The 20,876-nt window shown below is 43.4% G+C and carries 19 protein-coding genes; 7 read left to right on the top strand and 12 right to left on the bottom strand.

Annotated features, from left to right (window positions below; translation table 11 throughout):
- Nucleotides 1-64 precede the first annotated feature (64 nt).
- Nucleotides 65-1,012 (bottom strand): LysR substrate-binding domain-containing protein, encoded by a 948-nt coding sequence (locus AB4405_RS01085; protein ID WP_372059278.1) that lies wholly within the window; start codon nt 1,010-1,012, stop codon nt 65-67.
- 91 nt (nt 1,013-1,103) lie between these two features.
- Between AB4405_RS01085 and AB4405_RS01090 the strand changes: the two genes are divergently transcribed.
- Nucleotides 1,104-1,343 carry a DUF1127 domain-containing protein gene (locus AB4405_RS01090; RefSeq protein ID WP_372059280.1) on the top strand — a complete coding sequence of 80 codons (240 nt, stop codon included), beginning with the start codon at nt 1,104-1,106 and terminating at the stop codon, nt 1,341-1,343.
- Nucleotides 1,344-1,466: 123 nt separating this feature from the next.
- On the opposite strand, the gene AB4405_RS01095 is transcribed toward AB4405_RS01090, so the two are convergent.
- The 3 genes from AB4405_RS01095 to chrA form a co-directional block, all read right to left on the bottom strand.
- Nucleotides 1,467-3,152: an AMP-binding protein gene (locus AB4405_RS01095; RefSeq protein ID WP_372059281.1), complete on the bottom strand. Its 1,686-nt coding sequence runs from the start codon at nt 3,150-3,152 to the stop codon at nt 1,467-1,469.
- A gap of 193 nt (nt 3,153-3,345) precedes the next feature.
- Nucleotides 3,346-4,479, bottom strand: coding sequence for an HD domain-containing phosphohydrolase (locus AB4405_RS01100; RefSeq protein ID WP_372059282.1), 1,134 nt, complete (start codon nt 4,477-4,479; stop codon nt 3,346-3,348).
- Nucleotides 4,480-4,696: 217 nt separating this feature from the next.
- Entirely contained in the window at nt 4,697-5,893 is a 1,197-nt protein-coding gene (gene chrA / locus AB4405_RS01105; protein ID WP_372059284.1) for a chromate efflux transporter, read from the bottom strand.
- Between the two features lie 87 nt (nt 5,894-5,980).
- Between chrA and AB4405_RS01110 the strand changes: the two genes are divergently transcribed.
- The 6 genes from AB4405_RS01110 (at nt 5,981) to AB4405_RS01135 (ending at nt 14,644) form a co-directional block, all read left to right on the top strand.
- Entirely contained in the window at nt 5,981-6,913 is a 933-nt protein-coding gene (locus AB4405_RS01110) for a LysR family transcriptional regulator (RefSeq protein ID WP_372059285.1), read from the top strand.
- Nucleotides 6,914-7,243: 330 nt separating this feature from the next.
- Nucleotides 7,244-8,503 (top strand): ABC transporter substrate-binding protein, encoded by a 1,260-nt coding sequence (locus tag AB4405_RS01115; RefSeq protein WP_102468418.1) that lies wholly within the window; start codon nt 7,244-7,246, stop codon nt 8,501-8,503.
- 194 nt (nt 8,504-8,697) lie between these two features.
- Nucleotides 8,698-9,492 carry a carbohydrate ABC transporter permease gene (locus AB4405_RS01120; RefSeq protein WP_277869753.1) on the top strand — a complete coding sequence of 265 codons (795 nt, stop codon included), beginning with the start codon at nt 8,698-8,700 and terminating at the stop codon, nt 9,490-9,492.
- A complete protein-coding gene (locus AB4405_RS01125; RefSeq protein ID WP_372059286.1) occupies nt 9,492-10,307 on the top strand; it encodes a carbohydrate ABC transporter permease in 816 nt (271 codons plus the stop codon). The genes AB4405_RS01120 and AB4405_RS01125 overlap by 1 nt, the downstream gene beginning before the upstream one ends.
- A 12-nt stretch (nt 10,308-10,319) precedes the next feature.
- Entirely contained in the window at nt 10,320-13,433 is a 3,114-nt protein-coding gene (locus AB4405_RS01130) for a beta-galactosidase (RefSeq protein ID WP_372059287.1), read from the top strand.
- A 125-nt stretch (nt 13,434-13,558) separates the two neighbouring features.
- Nucleotides 13,559-14,644 carry an ABC transporter ATP-binding protein gene (locus tag AB4405_RS01135; protein WP_102468422.1) on the top strand — a complete coding sequence of 362 codons (1,086 nt, stop codon included), beginning with the start codon at nt 13,559-13,561 and terminating at the stop codon, nt 14,642-14,644.
- Between the two features lie 496 nt (nt 14,645-15,140).
- Here AB4405_RS01135 and AB4405_RS01140 read toward each other — a convergent pair whose 3' ends face one another.
- The 8 genes from AB4405_RS01140 to AB4405_RS01175 form a co-directional block, all read right to left on the bottom strand.
- Nucleotides 15,141-16,001 (bottom strand): SEC-C domain-containing protein, encoded by an 861-nt coding sequence (locus tag AB4405_RS01140; RefSeq protein WP_372059288.1) that lies wholly within the window; start codon nt 15,999-16,001, stop codon nt 15,141-15,143.
- 1 nt (nt 16,002) lies between these two features.
- Entirely contained in the window at nt 16,003-16,392 is a 390-nt protein-coding gene (locus AB4405_RS01145; RefSeq protein WP_372059289.1) for a hypothetical protein, read from the bottom strand.
- 518 nt (nt 16,393-16,910) lie between these two features.
- On the bottom strand, nt 16,911-17,474 hold the full coding sequence (locus AB4405_RS01150; RefSeq protein WP_372059291.1) for an AAA family ATPase: 564 nt from the start codon (nt 17,472-17,474) through the stop codon (nt 16,911-16,913).
- Nucleotides 17,471-17,908, bottom strand: coding sequence for a PTS sugar transporter subunit IIA (locus tag AB4405_RS01155; protein WP_372059293.1), 438 nt, complete (start codon nt 17,906-17,908; stop codon nt 17,471-17,473). Before AB4405_RS01155 ends, AB4405_RS01150 begins: the two co-directional genes overlap by 4 nt.
- Nucleotides 17,909-17,920: 12 nt before the next feature.
- Nucleotides 17,921-18,187 carry a hypothetical protein gene (locus tag AB4405_RS01160; RefSeq protein ID WP_372059294.1) on the bottom strand — a complete coding sequence of 89 codons (267 nt, stop codon included), beginning with the start codon at nt 18,185-18,187 and terminating at the stop codon, nt 17,921-17,923.
- Nucleotides 18,188-18,237: 50 nt separating this feature from the next.
- A complete protein-coding gene (locus tag AB4405_RS01165; RefSeq protein WP_372059295.1) occupies nt 18,238-19,077 on the bottom strand; it encodes a ketose-bisphosphate aldolase in 840 nt (279 codons plus the stop codon).
- The gene (locus AB4405_RS01170) at nt 19,067-20,440 is read right to left on the bottom strand and encodes a PTS sugar transporter subunit IIC (RefSeq protein ID WP_372059297.1); all 1,374 of its coding nucleotides are present in this window, start codon (nt 20,438-20,440) and stop codon (nt 19,067-19,069) included. The genes AB4405_RS01165 and AB4405_RS01170 overlap by 11 nt, the downstream gene beginning before the upstream one ends.
- 124 nt (nt 20,441-20,564) lie before the next feature.
- The gene (locus AB4405_RS01175) at nt 20,565-20,855 is read right to left on the bottom strand and encodes a PTS sugar transporter subunit IIB (RefSeq protein ID WP_372059299.1); all 291 of its coding nucleotides are present in this window, start codon (nt 20,853-20,855) and stop codon (nt 20,565-20,567) included.
- Between the last annotated feature and the right edge of the window lie 21 nt (nt 20,856-20,876).

Below are 20,876 nucleotides of genomic sequence, written 5' to 3' on the forward strand. Positions count from 1 at the left end.
TGTTTGATTAATCTTTAAAAAAACCCGCCTTTTGGCGGGTTTTTTATTGGCTGTTCCAAACCTCTTATTGATTGTTCCAAACTAATGTGTAATCCGTTTCTATTATCTCAAGATCATCAAGTGGAAGAGACTGAAACTCGGCAACTTGCTGTTTGAGCCAGCGAGAAAACAACACTATTTTATCTCGATTAAAGTAGTTTTCTGGGGCGCATAAGAAATAGGAAAATCGTGGCCTTAAAGCTTGGTGGCCTATTCTTACAAGTGTCCCTTCCTGAAGGTAACGACATGCCAGACTGTGCTTAATCAACGCAACACCTTGTACCGCTAGCGCCCCCTCCAAGACAAAATGAGAACCGTTGTATTGAAGGGTTGGCTTACCCAGCTTTCCACCGACGCGATTCAACCATAAACTCCAATCCATATCTGGCCATGTATCTTCAATTAGATCAGCTTGAGATAAATCGTCTACGCCATAAATACCATGTTTTTCTTGATAGAGAGGATGACAAACGGGATAAATAATGTCGTCCATTAAATGTTCGCTCTTGATACTTGGGTATTGCCCTTCGCCATAGCGAATGCTGATATCGACAGAAGAATCTTGAAACGTCACGAGCCGATTTGTTGGTTCTAATAAGATAGCGATGTCTGGATGAGACTCACGAAACGCCTGTAGGCGAGGAACAAGCCAATGCTGGGCAAAGGAAGGAAGCGTTGAAATGGATAACCGAGTGGGGTGAGGATCTTGATTAATAAGGTGTATTCCTTGCTGAAGGTGCTTAATTCCTTTCTGAGTATGTTCAAAAAGTAACGTCCCTTCAGTTGTTAATCTAACCTTCCTATGTTCGCGATGAAACAGAGTAGCGCCCAAGGTTTCTTCGAGTAAACGTATTTGTTGACTGACGGCCGCAGGCGACACAAACAATGACTGTGCTGCGGCTTTAAAGCTACCTTTTTCTACCGCCATATAGAAATAGTACAACCCTTGCATGGGAGGGAGTCGATCTTTCACGTAAGTTTTCCTTAACTCAATGTCAGTTTTGATCGTTTGTCACACGATAAGAATTGCACGAAACTTAATCAAAAGCGAGGAGGGGAAGACAATGAGTAGCTTGAATATAACGAATTGCCAAGATGCAGCAGACAATGCTCACACTGGTCGACACGATATGATGGTCAGAAAGGTGAGTTGGAGTAAGCAATTCTTATTCATATTAAAGAAATGGCAACGCAACTATGCAACGAGAAAATCACTTGATGGTATGACTGATCATGCATTAAGGGATATCGGTCTAACTCGAAACGATGTTGATTCAGAGTATCGAAAATGGTTTTGGCAGTAGGGATATATAATGAACCTAGGAGCCGATGATGTGGGTGTAGTGTGGTTAGCAACAATAGAAAAGAGACGCGATGAGCGTCTCTTTTTATACGTTAGGCGTACATAGCGAAGAAAATTGTGGGTGTTATTCTTCCCAAACCACAAGTTTTCCTTTTGGCCAGTTATGACCCATTTCATGATACTTCTGTTCGAGAAGGTGTCGCTTAATCTTCAACGTTGGCGTGAGTATGCCGTTCTCGATACTCCAAGGGTCTTTAATCATAAGTACGCCCTTGATTTGTTCATGAGACTCTAATTCTTGATTCATACGTTTAACGACCCGTGTCGCAGTGCGTTCATAACGATCTTTATCAAAATTAGGGAAGTCATGTGGCACAACCAATAAAATTGGACCAGGTAGCCCTAAGCCGATCAAACACATCATTTCAACTCGGCTGTATTCGAACAGTTTTTTCTCTATTGGCACTGGCGCAACAAACTTACCTTTTGCTGTCTTAAAGTTATCTTTCTTACGCCCTTGAATGGTTAGATAGCCGTCGGAGTCAATCGCACCCACGTCTCCGGTATGCAACCAACCGTCACTATCAAAACATTCCTGAGTCGCAATGTCGTTTTTATAGTACCCAAAAAATAACCCTTTACTTCGAACCATGATCTCTTCGTCGGCAGCAATTTTGAGTTCGATACCAGGACCTGCGTTACCCACAGTACCAATTTTATCTGCCTTGAACGGATGATTGATGGTGCTATAGGCAAAGGTTTCTGTCATGCCCCATGCTTCGGTGATGTGCAAGCCAACCTTGTGATACCACTCTAGTAATGCGGGTGACACTGGGGCAGAACCACACCCCAATACACGGGCTTGATCAAGCCCTAGCCCATCAATTAATTTTTTCTTAATCAGAGAATTAACGAAGGGGATCTTCAGTAAAAGATTGAGTTTCTTTTGCGGCAATTTATCTTGAATACGTTGTTGGAATAAGGTCCACAAACGAGGAACTGAGATAAAGAGCGTAGGGCGATGCATTTTGACATCTTCAATAAAGGTATCAAGAGATTCCGGGAAAGCGGTTTGTACGCCACCTTGAATCGAGGAACCAAAGATGTAGACCCGCTCGGTAATATGAGCGAGAGGTAGATAGGAAAACAAGCGGTCGTTGGCTTCGATACCAATATGATCGATGAGCATCTGTACCGACCAACTGAATGCCCCATAAGTCAGCATGGCGCCTTTGGGTAATCCGGATGTACCCGAGGTATACACTAAAGACATCAGCTTATCGTCGTGGTGAACAGGGCGATCTTCGCTCGGTTCATGTTGGGCAATGAGATCGACAAAGGTATGCTGGCATGGCGGCGCAGTATCATACGGCAAGGCAATGCTGACCACATCAGGCAGATTAGCGATAACTTGAGCAGTGGCGGCTGAATCGTCAAGCTTACCAACAAGGAGCGCTTTACTTTCACTGTGCGTAATACAGTATTCAATGGTATCAGCACCGGCAGTGGGAAATACTGGAACACTAATGTAGTCACCCAACATAAGGGCAAGATCACAGATGAACCATTCGGCGCAGTTTTTCGAAATTAGAGCGACCTTATCGCCGGGTTGAATACCGAGTGCTCTAAGCGACGATACGAGTCGTAGCGCTTTGTCAGCGACCTCAGCATAGGTAAACTCAACAAATTCGCGATTGATAATCTGTTTTAGATAGATCTCATCGGGTCTTTCATTCGCCCATTTAAGGATCATTTCATTAGGCGGCGGTAGTGTGCAACTGGAGAGCGTGCTTTCGTTAGGCAGTATCATTCTTGAACTCCGTTTTCGTGTAGAACGATAATTTATAGTTATTTTGTTGTTAAGTTAATGTTAACAAATATAATATTAGCCTTATGATGTTTTTACTGCAAGCTGGGAGTGATGATATTTCGTGGTCTTAAGCACATAAATGGAGTAAATACTCAAAATATGTGCTTGTAAAATGCCGGCTGAACAGGACGAATTAGCTATCGTAGAGGCTCGTGGTTAACATAATGTCCCTAACCTTACTCTGATTACAACGAAGAGAGTGGACACAATTACCATCAAGCTGCCCTTGGGCTACCATTTTTTCGAGTTCAAGTAATGCATGGATGAGTGACCAAGATTCGCTGTAGTGGCGGCAACTAGTGAGCGCATCGAAAATATTGGCGATGGTAACGATTCGCGCTGCGACAGGGACCTGCTCGTGTTTTAAACCGAATGGGTATCCAGATCCATCTAGATACTCATGGTGGTAGCGAATGATATCTTTAAGCAGGGTCGTGCAAGCGTATTTTCGTTCGCTTATTTGGTTAGCGAGTTGGCTGATTAAGTTAACGCCTTGCTGAACTCGGCCTGCAATCAGTGTGGAGTTATCCCAGTCTTGTAACCATAATGAGCATTGCTTTGAACTCAACGTCGAATACTTACCAATATCATGCAAGGATGCAAAGCGGGTAATATGGTCGATGTTTTCATCATCGAGTTGGTATAAAGCCGCAACATGATTAGCAATTATTCTGGAATATTGACCAACTCGATACGCATGCTCAATGTTGTCTTTTTTACCCGATAATGATGTGGTGCGAACGGAGTGCCCCAGAGCTTCTGTTGCTTCGATTAACGTACTTTGTTCGCACACGAGATCTCTGATCGGTTGCGTACGCATGATCAGTTCGTCTGTGGTTAGGCTATCGAAAAAGCCGCTTTGATTGGCGTCTAGAAACAGCATACCCGTGAATTGGTTGCCATCCATGATTGGCATTGTTAGAGATGCCAAGTGGTTTTGTTCCAGTAGCCAGCTTGAATGAGGGGAAGTCGGTTCCACACTATTGCTAATGTCATTGATTACGCGATGTGTTTGTTTGTAAGCGAGTTGGCCAAGCTTTGTCGATACAGAGATAGGCGCACGATACCGAACTAATGGCTGACCTTCGTTTGTACTGTGGGCAAAGGTATGCAGCTGTGAATGTGTGGAGTCAAATAGGGCTATCGACATGCGACTTAGTGCAGGGACATCATGGCGTAACGTATGATGAATCGTCTCTAATTCGTGGTTGATAGAGTAGATGTGATGACGAGCGTTTTGATTATGAGCTCCATATTCCATTCTCATACTGATCTCCTAAACGTGTGTTACTTCTATGGCGTGACCTTATGTAATGACTAGCGTTAATGAATACGGCGTAAAAGTAATGTGGTGAACTGTTGAGGGATAAGCTTAAGATATTGATGGAAAGGCAACAATGCTGGCAAGCCTACCCCTAATTCAGTGTAAGACTTGCCGTATAGTATGACGAGTTAAATTGGTTAAAATCAGAGCAATTATTGATTTAAATTAAGTTTATCATCATTGGGCTTATAACACCGGCAACAGCAAAAAAGGCCACCATCCACACGATCGGGAGCTTAAATTGCTTCATTAATAACGCGCCAACCATGATCCAAGCAAGATCGATGGGTGCCATTACTGCGCTGGTAAATACTGGCTGATAGAGCGCGGCAAGCAGCAGTCCAACGACTGAGGCATTCACGCCATTAAGTGCACCTGAAATAGCCGGTATTGTAGCCAAGTGCTGCCAGTTTTTGAGTACCCCAATCAATAATAGGAAACCAGGAATAAATACACCTAATGTTGCAACGATAGCTCCCCAAATGGGTGCACTTGGCATGAGTTCGTAGCCGATAAAGGTGGCAAAAGTAAACATAGGGCCAGGAACGGCTTGGGCGGCCGCATAACCGGTCAGGAAGGTATCTTGAGTGATCTGGTCGCCAACAATATTTTGCAATAAAGGAAGGACAACATGACCGCCACCAAAGACTAGGCTACCTGCTTGATAAAATTCAGAGAAGAGTTGCAACGATGGTGATACCCAGGAAAGCAACGGTAATCCAATTAATAAAACAACAAATAGAATGATTGGAGTATAAGAGAGTTTGAGCTTGGCATTGGACGAGCGCAAATCAGGGGCGGCTAAGTAATAAATGCCCACCGCTGCGGCGGCAATCAATACAATAATTTGTGTCGCAATACTTTGAAATAGTAACAATGCGACGGCAGTAATGATGCAAATGGTAACGGTGAGTTTTTGTTGGCAGAAATTCTTATACATCCCCCATGTTGCATCTGCCACAACAACAACGGCGAGAAGCTTTAAACCATGGACGATATTTTGGAAATAACTCGACTCGGTTAGCTGACTGCTGAGTAGCGCCAGCGCGAGCATGAGAATGACAGAAGGCAAAGTAAAGCCAAGAAAGGCCATCATCCCGCCCCCTAAACCCGCTCGCTGATAACCAACGGCAAAGCCCACCTGACTCGATCCCGGCCCTGGGAGGAACTGACTAAGGGCGACCAATTGAGCGTATTCCTCGTCAGACAACCACTGCAGTTTTTCGACAAATGTTTGCCTAAAATATCCGATATGGGCGGCAGGGCCGCCAAAACTTACCCAGCCGAGGGCAAAGAATAATTTAAATATGGCAAAAAAGGAGGTATTTGGGGCTGAGTCTTTGGTTAATGTGCTCACAAGGTAGCCTTTAGCTAAGGTTTTCAATTAATGCAAATAATACGGACTGCAGTATAATGACTCAAATTAATAGATTGGATAGTAACTATGATTAAAACAGGATTAGATGTGGTGGATTGGAAGCGTGTCGACCTTAATCTGCTTGTGGCATTTTATCATCTTTACCAAACACAGAGTGTATCCGATGCTGCGGCCAAAAGTTATGTTAGTCAGTCTGCGATGAGCCACAGTCTCTCAAAGTTACGCGTGTTGTGCCACGACACGTTATTTGAAAGAAAAGGCCATAAAATGGTACCGACGGAGCGGGCCAGCGAATTATTTCCTACCGTTCAACAAATACTGAACCTGTTTGAATTTAAGGTCTTACCCAAGCAGGAGTTCCTACCAAAAGAGTATGACGGTGTTTGTAAGATTGGTTTGACTGATTATGCCGAGTTTATTTTTGCGCCTATTATTTACGATGCCGTGATGTCCCAAGCCCCAAAGGCAAAGCTTCGATTCATTAACGTAAACCGGGATAACTATACTCAGATATATGAACAAGAAAATCTAGACATTATGATCGGTAGCATTACCGACTTAGATAGCTCGTTTTCTTCGCAAATCTTATACACCGAACAACATGTTTGTATTTATGATGCCTCGGTTTGTGACGTTACGACCCTCGATATCGCCACTTTTGTGTCAAAGCCACATTGTCTCGTCAGTCCTAATGGACAATTTCACTCACCTGTTGATAAATACCTCGATGCGATTGGAGAGGAGCGTATCGTCAATGCTATCTCAAGAAATTTCTTGACGATTGGGCGCCTGGTCCATGGCCGAGAAATGTTTGCTATTGTGCCTAAAAAGATGGCCGAAATAAGTCTTATGCAGGCGACTTTAACGGCCGTTCCCCCACCAGTACCTGTCGCCGATTTTGATATCACACTGATATGGAAAGCGCACCTACACATGAATCATAAAGTTTCTTGGTTAAGAGATGCTTTGTATGAGTCGATTGTTGAACAGTTATCGTAACGTCACTTCGAGCATTTTTACTCAATGGAATGGCGTGAGTATTTTCTGTAGTAAGTAGTAAGTAGTAAGTAGTAAGTAGTGTAATCATTACCACCCCCCTATGAAGAGATAAAACCCAAGCGTAGCCTCTGTTATTTGTAGAAGCCATAATTAGAGTGTTGATATTGGTAGGGTGAATTTAGTGACCGATTCCACATCGTAGAAATTTTGTCAGTGCACGTACGTCAAATTTATTAATTTATCGGTTTTTTTGTAAAAAATAGATGTTAGATTCTTTATGTAAACGTTTCCAATGTGAAATGAACTCCCTACATAAAGAGAATAATAATTATGAAGAAGCATTTAATTAAAGGATTGGTCGCTACCGCTGTTGGCGTTGCTTGCTTAGGTCAAACGGCGTTTGCCAAAGATCTAACCGTGTGGGCGTGGGATCCCAATTTTAACGTTGCCATCATGAAAGAAGCCGCGGAGAAGTACGAGGCAAAGCACCCAGACGTGAATGTTAAAGTGGTCGATTTTGCTAAGGCCGATATTGAACAAAAGCTACACACCATGCTGGCTTCAGGCGTGACATCGGCATTACCTGACGTGGTGTTGATCGAAGACTATAACGCACAAAAATACCTGCAATCCTATCCAGGTTCATTTGCTCCCATGACTGATGCTATCGATTATAGCCAGTTTGCCCCTTATAAAGTGAGCGTAATGACACTCAATGACGAGGTGTATGGTTTACCGTTCGATACTGGTGTGACGGGTCTATATTACCGTACTGATATCATTGAAAAAGCAGGTTTTACTGCGAAAGATCTTGAGAATATTACTTGGGAACGTTTCATTGAAATTGGTCAACAAGTTAAAGAGAAAACCGGTATCGCGATGCTGGGTAATAACCCGTCTGATCTAGGTTTGTTACGTGTGATGATTCAAGGTGCTGGAAGCTGGTATTTTAATCAAGATGGCAGCCTGAATATCAAAGATAACCAAGCATTGATTGAAGGCATCAAAATTTTCCGCGATTTCCATGTTAAGGATATTGCTCGTCCAACGATAGGTTGGTCTGAGTGGGTAGGAGCGGTAAATAGTGGTGCGGTTGCCTCTATTACTTCAGGTGTTTGGATTACCGCATCGGTTCAAGCGGGTGAAGGACAAGAAGGTAAATGGGCAGTCGCGCCAACGCCACGATTGGATATTGAAGGCGCGGTGAACAGCTCTAACCTTGGGGGATCAAGCTGGTATGTCTTAAATGCATCGCAAGAGAAGGCGGCTGCTATTGATTTTCTTAACGCGACATTTGGGACAGATAAAGAGTTTTATAATCAGATCTTGAAACAACAAGGTGCGGTAGGCTCTTACTTACCCGCTGGTAATACAGAAGCGTATCAACATGAAGATGGTTACTTCAATGGTCAGAAAATATACGCAGACTTCAATAAATGGGCTGCTGAAATCCCATCAGTCAACTACGGTATGTTTACCTATGAAGTGGATGCAGCAATTGCAGCGCAAATGCCATCTATCATGCAAGGCGCACCCGTTGAGAAAGTGCTAGAGAGCGTAGAGCAACAACTAAAATATCAGATCCAATAACCGCTTTTCTTTTGCCCCCATTTCTGCTGCGAGTCAGGGTGGGGGCCTTTTCTTCTTTTATTGGTGAGAGTATGAGTGAATTAACTAAGACGGTTAAAACCACTAAAAAAAATAATAAAAATAGCTTTCAAAGATTCTATGATATAAACGGCTGGGGATTTGTATTACCTGCAGTAATATTGGTTTCTTTGTTTATGATTTACCCAATCATAAGTTCGTTATGGATATCACTGCATTCTGGCCGCGGTATTGTTACGCAATTTGTAGGTTTTGGAAATATTGTTCGTCTATTTAATGATCCGGTTTTTCTTAAGGCATTATCGAACACTTTCATATTTTTAATTATCCAAGTTCCAGTGATGATATTACTTTCGTTGGCTTTATCATCGTGCTTAAATGCCCCAAACCTTAAATTTAGAAGTTTATTTAGGTTGGCCATATTTTTGCCATGTGTGACCTCACTCGTGGCGTATTCCATTTTGTTCAAAAGCATGTTTTCTTACGAAGGCATTGTAAACTCCTTCCTACTTTGGACGGGGTTGGTTGATGGTCCAATCCCATGGATGGCGGATCCTTTCTGGGCCAAGGTGACGATCATTATTGCAATCACGTGGCGCTGGACTGGCTACAACATGATCTTCTTCTTGTCTGCAATGCAAAATATCGATAAATCTATTTATGAAGCCGCTCGCATTGAAGGGGTTAGCCCAATTAAGCAGTTTTTCTTTATTACGGTACCACTTTTAAAACCTGTTATTTTATTTACAACCGTCATGTCAACAATAGGGACATTACAGCTCTTTGATGAAGTGGTAAATATAACGGCTGGTGGGCCAGCTAATGAAACGTTAACGTTGTCGATGTATATTTATGATCTGTCCTTCAAATTTGTTCCTAACTTTGGCTATGCGGCGACAGTATCTTACGTCATTGTATTTTTTGCTGCGATTCTAGCGATGCTACAATTTAGAATTGCGAGGGACAAATAATGAATAATAAAAATAAAGCCTTACGTTGGCTAATGTATCTATTTTTGTCATTATTCTCTTTAGTGTCATTGTTTCCATTTTATTGGATGGTTGTATCAAGCACCAATACCGCGACTCAAGTCAACACGGGTAAGTTTACGTTTGGTGATCAGCTATTCGTCAACCTAATGAAGCTGAATGAGCAGGTGGATCTCTGGCAGATTTTTTACAACACGTCAAAAATCGCCATTATTAGCACCTTGTTTACGTTGTTGCTGTCCTCCATGGCTGGTTATGGGTTTGAGATCTATAAAAGCAAGATCCGCGATCGCGTTTATAGTGCGATGCTCTTAACGATGATGATTCCCTTTGCCGCAGTCATGATTCCGCTCTTTACCCTAATGGCAAAAGCCGGACTTTTAGACACGCACTTGGCGGTGATGCTGCCGACCATTGCTTCTGTTTTTATTGTGTTTTACTTCCGTCAGTGCACCAAAGCCTTTCCGTCTGAACTCATTGATGCAGCGCGAGTGGATGGCGTGAAAGATTGGAAGATTTACCTCTTTGTTTACATGCCGGTAATGAAAACAACGTATGCAGCCGCATTCATTATTGTCTTTATGACGTCTTGGAACGCCTTTTTATGGCCGTTGATTGTTTTACAGTCAGCCGAGTTGAAAACGATCAACCTTGTATTGTCGTCGCTTTCTTCCGCTTACTTTCCTGATTTTGGCATCATCATGGTAGGGACCGTTGTGGCAACGATACCCACCCTAGCCGTATTCCTTTTAATGCAGAAACAATTTGTGGCCGGCATGACTGGCTCTGTGAAATAGCGAGAATTTACCATGAGAACTTTTAGTGAAATTTTGTCCGCGCGTGAGTGGGAAAATCAGCATGTCACACATCATAATGTTCTTGATGCCCATGCGCCTTTACATGCGTTTCACAGTGAGCTGGCAGCACGAGAAAATCAATCATCAACAAATCGTCGTTCCCTCAATGGGGAATGGAAGTTTCAGTTGTTCTCGCAGCCTGAATTAGTCCAAGAAGACGTCATTACTCGTGGTTTTGATGACAGTCAATGGTCGCCGATTACCGTACCAAGCAACTGGCAGTTGCAAGGCTTTGATAAACCGATTTATACCAATGTTAAGTACCCGTTCGCCGATACGCCGCCGTTTGTCCCACAAGATAACCCAACCGGTGTGTACCGCGTCGTATTTGATATGGACGTTTTAGACAATGCTAAGCGTCATACCGTTACATTCGATGGTGTGAATTCAGCGTTTCATTTATGGGTGAATGACACTTGGGTTGGGTATTCGCAAGACAGTCGTTTAGCGGCTGAATTTGACCTTTCTGACGTGCTGCAACAAGGTGAAAACCAGCTCACCGTGATGGTCCTTCGTTGGTCGGATGGTTCGTATTTAGAAGATCAAGACATGTGGTGGTTGAGCGGCATTTTCCGCAATGTGACCCTATGCTGTAAGCCTAACATGGCGATTTCTGATGTAGAGGTTAACACCGAGCTTGATGCCTGTTATCGAGACGCGAAACTGAACGTGTCGACCAAACTTAGTATGACCTCTAAGCTAGAACAAGCGTCAGCCATCATCGAAATCGAGTTATTTGATGCTGAAGGACAGAGTGTCTTTGGTAAACAAGCATCGAGTTTTGGTCAACGTATTATTGATGAAAAAGGCCCTTGGCAAGAGGTAGCAGAACATAGTGTTGCTATCGACAATCCTAAAAAGTGGAGTGCTGAAGCGCCTAACCTATATCGATTGGTTGTATCACTCAAAGATGAGTCTGGTCAATTACTTGACTGCGAGGCCTACAATGTTGGCTTTCGTTGCGTAGAGATCACGGCAGGCCAATTGAAAGTGAACGGAAAAGCGATTCTAGTGCGAGGCGTGAATCGACATGAACACCACCCAGAAACGGGTCATACCCTGACTCGTGAAGGGATGATTGAAGATATTAAACTGCTCAAACAGCACAACTTCAATGCGGTGCGTACTGCCCATTACCCTAATGATCCTCTTTGGTATGAGCTTTGCGATGAGTTTGGTCTTTACCTCGTCGATGAGGCTAATATTGAAACACATGGTCAATTTCCTATGTGCCGATTGTCGAACGATGCAACATGGATGAATGCCTACCTGCGTCGTATGACCCGCCTAGTGGAGCGCGATAAAAACCACCCCTCCATCATTATTTGGTCCCTAGGTAATGAATCGGGCATTGGTAACAATCACCATGCCATGTATCAGTGGACTAAGCAGCGCGATCCTTCTCGCCCAGTGCAGTATGAAGGCGGAGGATCGGACACTGCAGCGACAGATATTATCGTCCCGATGTACGCAAGAGTAGACAGCGACCAACGTCATCCAGTTGACCCAAGTGTGACCCCTAAACTGGGGATTAAAAAATGGTTAGGAATGCCAGGTGAGAAGCGACCACTTATTTTATGTGAATATGCGCATGCGATGGGGAATAGCCTCGGCAGTTTTGATAAATATTGGCAGGCGTTCCGCGAACACCCACGTTTGCAAGGCGGGTTCATTTGGGACTGGGTCGATCAAGGGCTGACTAAAACCGATGAGACTGGCAAAAAATATTGGGCCTATGGCGGCGATTTTGGTGACGAAATTAATGATCGCCAATTTTGCATCAACGGCTTAATCTTCCCTGATAGAACGGTACATCCAACACTTTTTGAGGCTAAAAAAGCTCAGCAGTTCCATAGTGTATCTTTGCTAACGACCTCACCATTGTGCATCCGAATTGAGAGTGAGTACCTATTTACCACGACACAAGATGAAATTCTGCGTTGGACGATTACTGAGAATGGTCATGCGGTTACACAGGGTGAAAACAGCATCGACATAGAGGCGCTGGGCCACATGGACATGCAGCTTGCGCCGAGTCTCCCTGAGGCTAAACCCGGGTGCGAGTATCACCTAAATATTGAGATTGTTAAGCCTCACGCGACGGCTTGGTCAGACTCAAACCATATCGTGTCTTGCGAGCAAATCATTCTGCCGAGCTGCTTTGGTTTACAAGCGAACACGCGCAATGAGTCGGGCGTACCAGAAGCGCTGGTTAAAGGCGATAGCTTGACGTTGCATGCCAATGAACAGTCGATCGAATTTGATATGAAGACGGGAGAGTTGACGTCTTGGATAGTGGCAGGCGATGAGAAGTTACAACAAGCGCTGCGAGATAACTTTTATCGCGCGCCGCTTGATAATGATATTGGTACTAGTGAAGCCGATCGCATTGATCCCAATACATGGATGGCAAGCTGGGATGCGGCGGGTTTGTCGAAACTGCACTCTCAATGTATTGGCTTTGAGCACTTTGCTCGTCAGCAGCATTACCAAGTCGAAGCTCGTCGAGCCTATACCTTTGAAGGAACATTAGTCTTTGAGACGGTATGGACGATGTCTATTTATCAAGATGGTGAAGTTCAGATTGATGTCCTTGTCAATGCAGCCCAAGGGTTGCCTTCACTTCCTAGAGTCGGGATGGAGTTAGCGCTTGCTAACACGAGTGAGTCGGTAAGTTGGTATGGACGAGGACCGTTTGAAAACTACCCAGATCGAAAACTGGCCGCTCACATAGGGCGCTACCACGTCTCGGTCGACGACATGCATACTCCTTATATCTTTCCGACAGATTGTGGATTACGCAGTGATGTAAAAGAGAGCCAAATCGGCGCACTTCAGGTTCGAGGTGACCATCAGCTATCAGTCAGTCGCTATACCACGGACAATCTAAAAATGGCAAAGCATACCAATGAGCTGGTGGATAGTGGTTGCCTATTTGTGCGCCTTGATGGTTTCCATATGGGCGTCGGTGGCGATGATTCATGGACGCCAAGTGTCCATGACGAGTTCAAACTACTGGCTAGGCAATACCGTTACCAGTTCGTGCTGACAATGGCAGACATATAGAAGCGTAACTTTCATTGAGCGAATCGTGAGCGATAGGCGAATACAAGCCACAACGCTCACGCGCTAACCCGTATTTTTTGCCTTGTAACGACAAGGTGAGTGACAGAATTTTTAAAGGATAAAGCATGGCGGATATTAAGCTTTCCAATGTGGTCAAAAGTTATGGCGACACTACGGTGATTCATGGTGTAGACCTTGATATTAAAAAAGGTGAATTTGTTGTTTTTGTTGGCCCGTCTGGTTGCGGAAAATCAACACTGCTTAGGCTCATTGCGGGGCTAGAAGAAATCACTGACGGTGTGATGGAAATTGACAACCAAGTAGTGAACCATGTCGATCCCGCTGAGCGTGGGATCGCGATGGTGTTTCAATCTTATGCTCTCTACCCACACCTAACCGTGGAAGAGAATATGGGGTTTGGCATGAAGATGAATGGCTTTCCAAAAGCAGAAATCAAACAACGCGTTGATCGCGCCGCGAAAGCGCTACAACTTGATCATCTTATGGATAGAAAGCCGAAAGATATGTCTGGTGGGCAGCGTCAACGAGTTGCGATTGGACGTGCCATTGTACGTAACCCGAAAGTCTTCTTGTTTGATGAGCCACTGTCTAACTTGGATGCTGAGCTTCGTGTTGATATGCGCCTACAAATAGCAAGCCTGCATCGTGAGCTGGATACGACGATGGTGTATGTGACACATGACCAAGTGGAAGCGATGACGTTAGCCGATAAAATCGTTGTATTGCGTGACGGTAAAGTCGAGCAAGTGGGATCGCCATTGGAGTTATATAATCATCCTGCCAATGAGTTCGTTGCTGGATTTATTGGTTCTCCAAAGATGAACATGTTACCTGCCTTAGTCACTGCCGCCGATGAAGGCAACGTGACGATATCATTACCTGATGGGCAATCTGTGAGTATGAAAGCCGACAGTCGAGCGGTATCGGAAGGGGATAAAGTCAGCTTTGGCTTGAGGCCCGAACATATTGCGGTTGATGGCAGCGGTGAGGCGACACTTCACTTCACTACTCATGCGGTCGAGCGCCTAGGAAATAGTACCTACCTGTTTGGGATGGCGGCAGGGTTTGATAACTATCGTGTTCACATATCGGGTGATATAGAAGTCGCGAGACAAGATGAACTGACTCTGAGCTTCAACCTAAGTGACTGCCATCTTTTCTTTGATTCACTGTGTATTTCTAATGGCTAGACGCACCAGTGAGGCAAGTGCACGAGTTATATGGAGCCACCGAAACTGAGTTAACAGCCAAAATTAAGCAACAAAGAAAGACTCGGGATAATATAGAGTCTTTCTTTGTTGTACTGATACGTTTCTTTTGTATATCGACACTTGTCATAGGACAAAATGGTTCGATCGAAAGTGTGGGTTTTTCATGCAATTTTTATCAATGTGAATACTAAGGTTTGATCATTTTCTTTGTGTATCACCAATGCCAACCTAAAACGATGACAATACAGGTTTGATCAATGTTAAAAACGTGTCTGGAAAAACTATCCTTAATCAGCAACCAAAGCATCCAATAATGCGTCATTCCTTTTAAGAAAGGAATCTAGCGGCAGCGCTCACTGAACCACAACAGTATCATATGTTAGCTTAGTTTTGCCCCAAAGCTTGTTAGTGCCAATGCTCAGCTTACTCTGAGGATGTTAATTTGGGGTTGATTTTCCTAATGTGGTCGGAATGCCTAGTCGTGAATTAGACCTATCCCAATGAACTCATAATGTTTATGCCGAACAGTTCTCTTGCCTTGACAACACTTCTTGAATTTGACTCCAGAGCCACAAAAACACTTCTGATTAGGCTTTAACTCAACATAGGCATCATTTGCCTTATCGAATTCAACTTTAAGTACATCCTTGAACCCAAGAGGTTTTAGCTTACCTTGAAGAGCGTACTGTCCAAGGTCTCTCAATACGAGCATATTTGGATGGTTGTCATCAGCACCAACAACACATCTTTTGTCTTCTGGATGTTCAACAAGTGCACAATGGTCGAATTCCTTGATGTTCTGTACGATACCAATTGCAACTTCACCATCGTATAATTCACCCTGAATATGACAGCACTCAAATGAGTCAATGTCTTCACCACAGATGTTGCAATTACAACCCTCGAAGATGATTCCAGTACTAGCAAACAACTGATACGGATAAACTGACTCAATCGCTTTTAATTGTACTTCCAAGAAGCCCACCAACGCAGAATCATGGTCACTGAACCTCTTCACATTACGAAGGTTGTCCAACGCATCTTGAAGTGAACACCACGACTTGTAGTACTGTCCATGAAGTACAAATTCCCAAAATCTCGATAGGTGATTCAAGACATGGAACTTACTGGTTTCGATAAAGATGCTGTTTCTTTTATGACGTAGGGCTTCAGCTTTGACTTTATCCAGTTGTGAGATAACAGTGCTAGACATTTCAACGGCTTTACTAAATTCAGCCTGATTGATAGTGTCTAATATCACCCGTTGATGATGTTCACTGTACCCTTGGTAATTCTCGCAATCACAACCCTTCATGCTGCTAATAACCAAATTCAATCTAGCCACCATTGAAGAATGCATTAGGGTCGAATTTCTCTACTGTCTGCGAGTAGTCATCAGCTGTACCTTTAAAGTGGAATCGCTTGGACTCTCCATTTGGCCCATTAGTAACCTCAGCACATACTTCGATAGTGTTCGTATCTGACCTCATTGAACCACGGAATTTGAAGTTCATGTATTCACGGACAAGGTTTAGATAGTTGACAAGGTCAGGTGATGTAACGAGTTGAACGAACGGTAACAGCAATGAGTGATCATTGAGTTGGTATCTTGCTTTGTTTTCGGGAGTTGAAACTGTCACATCAGGATATGATTGTCTAATCCATTTGCGGAACGTGGAAGTCTCTGATGCCAACGAGTCATTCTCTTCCATGATTTTAATGTGCATAAGTCCCCTTTAATCAACGTGTTATTTTTGCTTTTAATATAGTCATCATCGACCTTACATCCAGTAAGCCCATTTGGTCAAATGGCTACTAGATGAACCATGCCTTTGAAACAACCAACGCTTAGTATTTTCGGATTAAAGTACAATGGTTTTGGCTTGATGGCAGCGTTTCTCATACCTTTATACGGCTACGATACTTTTCCTAATCTGTCTTCACACACATAGGGTTGAAGTTCTAACTCAGAAATGTCCAAATGTGTTTCAACGTACGGGGAGTGGCTGTGTGATCACCAAGCAATTCTGTCGTATCTTGGATGGTCAGTAAAATTAGTTTTTAACTATATCGTATGAATTTTCCATATCTATACACTAACTGAAATACTGTTTAAGAAAGCATAATAGACGTTCTTGAAGCGTATAAATATAAATAATCAAGACTGACTTTTCTCATAAAAAAAACAGTCACACCAATGATGGTATTGACTGTTTTTTACATTAAAACACTGTGATGACCGAATCTATTTCGCCATTGATAGTTCTACTAACGATGGATCCTTTGGTTGGCCTGAAAGGGCAGCAAGCACCTCATGTACTTCACCGCCCGTATCTTGGTCCACACAGTAAACCGTTCCTATATTCATTGGCGACGCCCTTTCAGCCAGCGCCATTAACTCAGGAATGTACTCTTCACCTGGATGACCTTCTCTACGAATAGACAATCGTGAACGGTATCTAGCAGAAACCAATTCAGGCGAAATACTATTCCAGACTTCGGTTATGTCGACCACATCAGAGTGCTTGACATAGCTCTCTAGTAATTCTTTGGATTGAAACCCAAACCACGCATCAATTACATATACGCAGTCATCTGGGGCATTAGCAACCGTATCCCAAATAGCCTTATAAGCAGCTTTACCTAGTTCTCGGTTAAACTCTCGGTCAATGCTGCCATGTAAACCCATAAACGGCTCTTTGATGGTATCAATTGAAAGGTAAGGCCACCCGAAGTACTTTGCTATCTTCGTTGCTACGGTACTTTTCCCCGAAGCGGGGATTCCATTCACTATGATGACTTTCTTCATAATAAGGCTAGAACCTCTTCTTTTACTTTGGCCGAAGCTATCTGATCTCGTACAGATGGTTCCATTAATGCTTCAAAGATGGGCTTTAAGCCTTCTTCGATATGACTATGACCATCGACTGCGGAGAGCATGATGATGATGTTGACATCAGGGCTACCGTTTATTGAGATCGGCTCCTTCAGCGTTACTAGGCTAAAACCGAGTCTATTTGCTCCCTCTTCTGGTCTTGCGTGAGGTAGTGCAAATTTTTCATCTTCGAAGACGTAGTATGCGCCCAACTCTTTTGTACCAGTGATGATTGCATCTAGGTAACCCGGTGAGATGGTCCCATTCGTGACAAGAGGAACGGCGGCTACCTGTAACGCCTTCTCCCAATCCAACTCATCGACTTGAAGTTGTACTGCATCTGCTTCTGATAATAGTTTCTTTAGCATCCCCACCTCCGTTTAAAAATTTGTTCTAGCCATATTTCTTAATTCATTCATTCGAGTAAACACATCATTCACTCTATCTCGATACGTTGGTGCCTGAGAAAATACCGAGGCTGCCTTACTGTATTTTGCAACAAGGTCTTGCTGTACCTGTACGTTGGAAGTATCGCACTCAAGAATGGCTTCTAACTTCTTTATATCCTCATCAAGCTCTATAGCTTGCGTTTCATCGACTGGTGCTACTGGCTCTTTATGCCCAAATAGTTTCGAGAATATACCCATTTTCGACTCCTAAATATCCTGCTGGTTTCCCAGCAGGATTAATCAAACTACTATTGGAAAAGACGAATTTTCTCTGCAATCACTTGACGCACAGCACTACGTGCTGGAATGAAGAACTTGCGCACTGAATCATTCACTTTGCCACTCGCATGAGTGTCTTGGCAGTGTTTAACCCACTGAACGTTCATCTCCGTGCCAACGTTTACTTTATCCATACCATTGCATACAACAAATCTCATATCTTCATCTGACACCCCTGTACCACCATGAAGAACCAAAGGTACTTTAGTTTGTTCAGCTAGTTCTATCAGTAGGTCATGCTGAATATTGGTCTTTGCCGTGTATGAACCATGAACAGTACCAATACTGACAGCCAACATATCGACATTAGACTTCTCCACAAACTCAAGCGCATCAGATACTTTTGTGAATGCAATATCTTCATCTGCAACTTGCTTACCATCTTCTGCGCCCCCGATTGCACCGAGTTCCGCTTCTACGCTCACATTTTTAGGATGAGCGTATTCAATAATAATATTAGTATTAGTGATGTTTTCAGCCAACGGAAGGTGAGAACCGTCGTACATCACACTAGTAAAACCTTTATCGATCGCTAGTTTAATATCATCAATATTTGAGCAGTGGTCTAAATGAAGGCATGTAGGAACATCATGTTCTTTAGCTAAGGCGACAATTGACGCCACCAACAAATCATACCCAAGGTACTGAGCCGTACCTGTTGAAATTTGAATCATTAATGGTGAGTTTGTATCCATTGCCGCTTCAAAATACGCTGGTAACATCTCAATACAGTGAAGATTGAATGAACCTACAGCATTGAATCCGCGTTCTTTTGCAATGACCTCTAGTTGTTTAAAATTATGCAGCATTGTTTAGCTCCTCTTGTTCAGCACTTTCAGTTTTAAGACTTTTGTTTACATACCAAGTAATTGCCGCCGCAAAGCCTACGAAGCTTGCTACGAAGATCCAGTTACCGTTGAATGCGTGTCCCAAAAGGAGACCTGACGCGATTACGTCTGAATCACTAAACGTCACACCTACGAAACCATAAGTCTCTAGTAGAGGGATTAGAATTGCTGGTAGGAAAGTGATAAATAGGCCGTGAACTACACCGCCGATGATTGCTCCGCGACGACCACCCATAGCGTTGCCAAAAATACCAGCAGTGCCACCTGCGAAGAAGTTAGTCAGCAGACCAGGTAGTATCATTGCCAACCCAAACATAGGGAACAGCAACATACCGATCACCGAACCTACAGTTGTTGATAGGAAGCCTAGAATTACAGCGTTAGGTGCATAAGGGAATAAAACCGGACAGTCCAAAGCAGGTTTTGCATTTGGCACTAGGCGCATTGCGATACCTTGGAAGGCTGGTACTAATTCTTGTAACAATAGACGAACACCTGAGTACAGAACGAACACGCCAGCAGTAAACACGATTGCTTGCATAAACGAGTACATCAAATAATTCATGCCACCACTGTACTGAGCAATGTATTCCGGACCTGCCGCAATTGCAGGGATTAGGAACATTGGTACCATAACTACTGCCATCGACAGGTAGGTATCACTCAAGAACGCAAACGCTTTTGGAAGCTCAATTTCTTCCGTAGATTTAGAACCCTTACCAACAACCTTTGCGACAGCGGCTTGAACCATATAGCCAATCGTACAGAAGTGCCCAAGTGCAACATTGTCAGACCCAGTAATCTTGCGAACCACTGGTTGAGCAATAGCAGGCATTGCAACAGCTAAAATACCGCCGAAGATGCCTCCTGTTAATACTAGTGTTGCACCTGATAGGCCGGCTTTGTAACAAATGACCGCGCCAATGGTAGACATCCACAGTAGCGCCTGCCCTGTTAGGAAGATGTACTTCCAAGGCGTGAAGCGAGCAATGACGATATTCGTTGCGAAAATCACCATCAAGGTAAGTGCAACTTCCGTTCCCAGCGTTTGGTTCGCAATACCAGCGATAGCCGCTACATCAGTAATGTAGCCGGTCATACCAAACCCGTTTGTAAAGATGCTGTTTAGGTAAGTCAATGTCTCAACGACAATGTTTATACCTGCCATCATGACCAAGAAACCAAGCATCGTCTTAAACGTTCCTTCGATTACCTTACCGGCGGGTTTCTTTTGTAAAATAAGACCGAGCATTGCAATACACGCGATCAGTATTGAGGCCTGCCCCAATACATCTTTTACTATAAATTCAAAAAATGCATTCATAATTAATTTGATTCCATTTCAATGTTAATTAAATTATTTTCTCAAGGTGTAGAGGTACCTTGATAGGTATTTCTACCTATCTATATCTCTTATTCAGCAGTAAGAAAAAGTGTTTTTCTAGGTGTTACTTATCTAAAAACTCTGATATTGCCTGTTCCATTTCTACAGAGTCAGTGAATTTTTTGATTGTGACTACCTTCGCTGCATCTTCAACGCTAGCACCGCCTTTAATCGCATCAGAGAACGTACCAGAAGTAATAATCATGTCAGGTTTTAGAGATAGAACTTCAGATACAGTGGTATGACCTAAATTAAAATCAATACCCATTTTCTCAAGGATAGGTTTGGCTGTCATTTCCAAAGCAAAGCTAGAACCCAAACCACAACCGCATACGCACATTATATTCATCGTCATTTACTTATTCCTTCCGTTCAC

The organism is Vibrio sp. 10N.261.51.F12, from assembly GCF_041471725.1.
GTDB lineage: Bacteria > Pseudomonadota > Gammaproteobacteria > Enterobacterales > Vibrionaceae > Vibrio.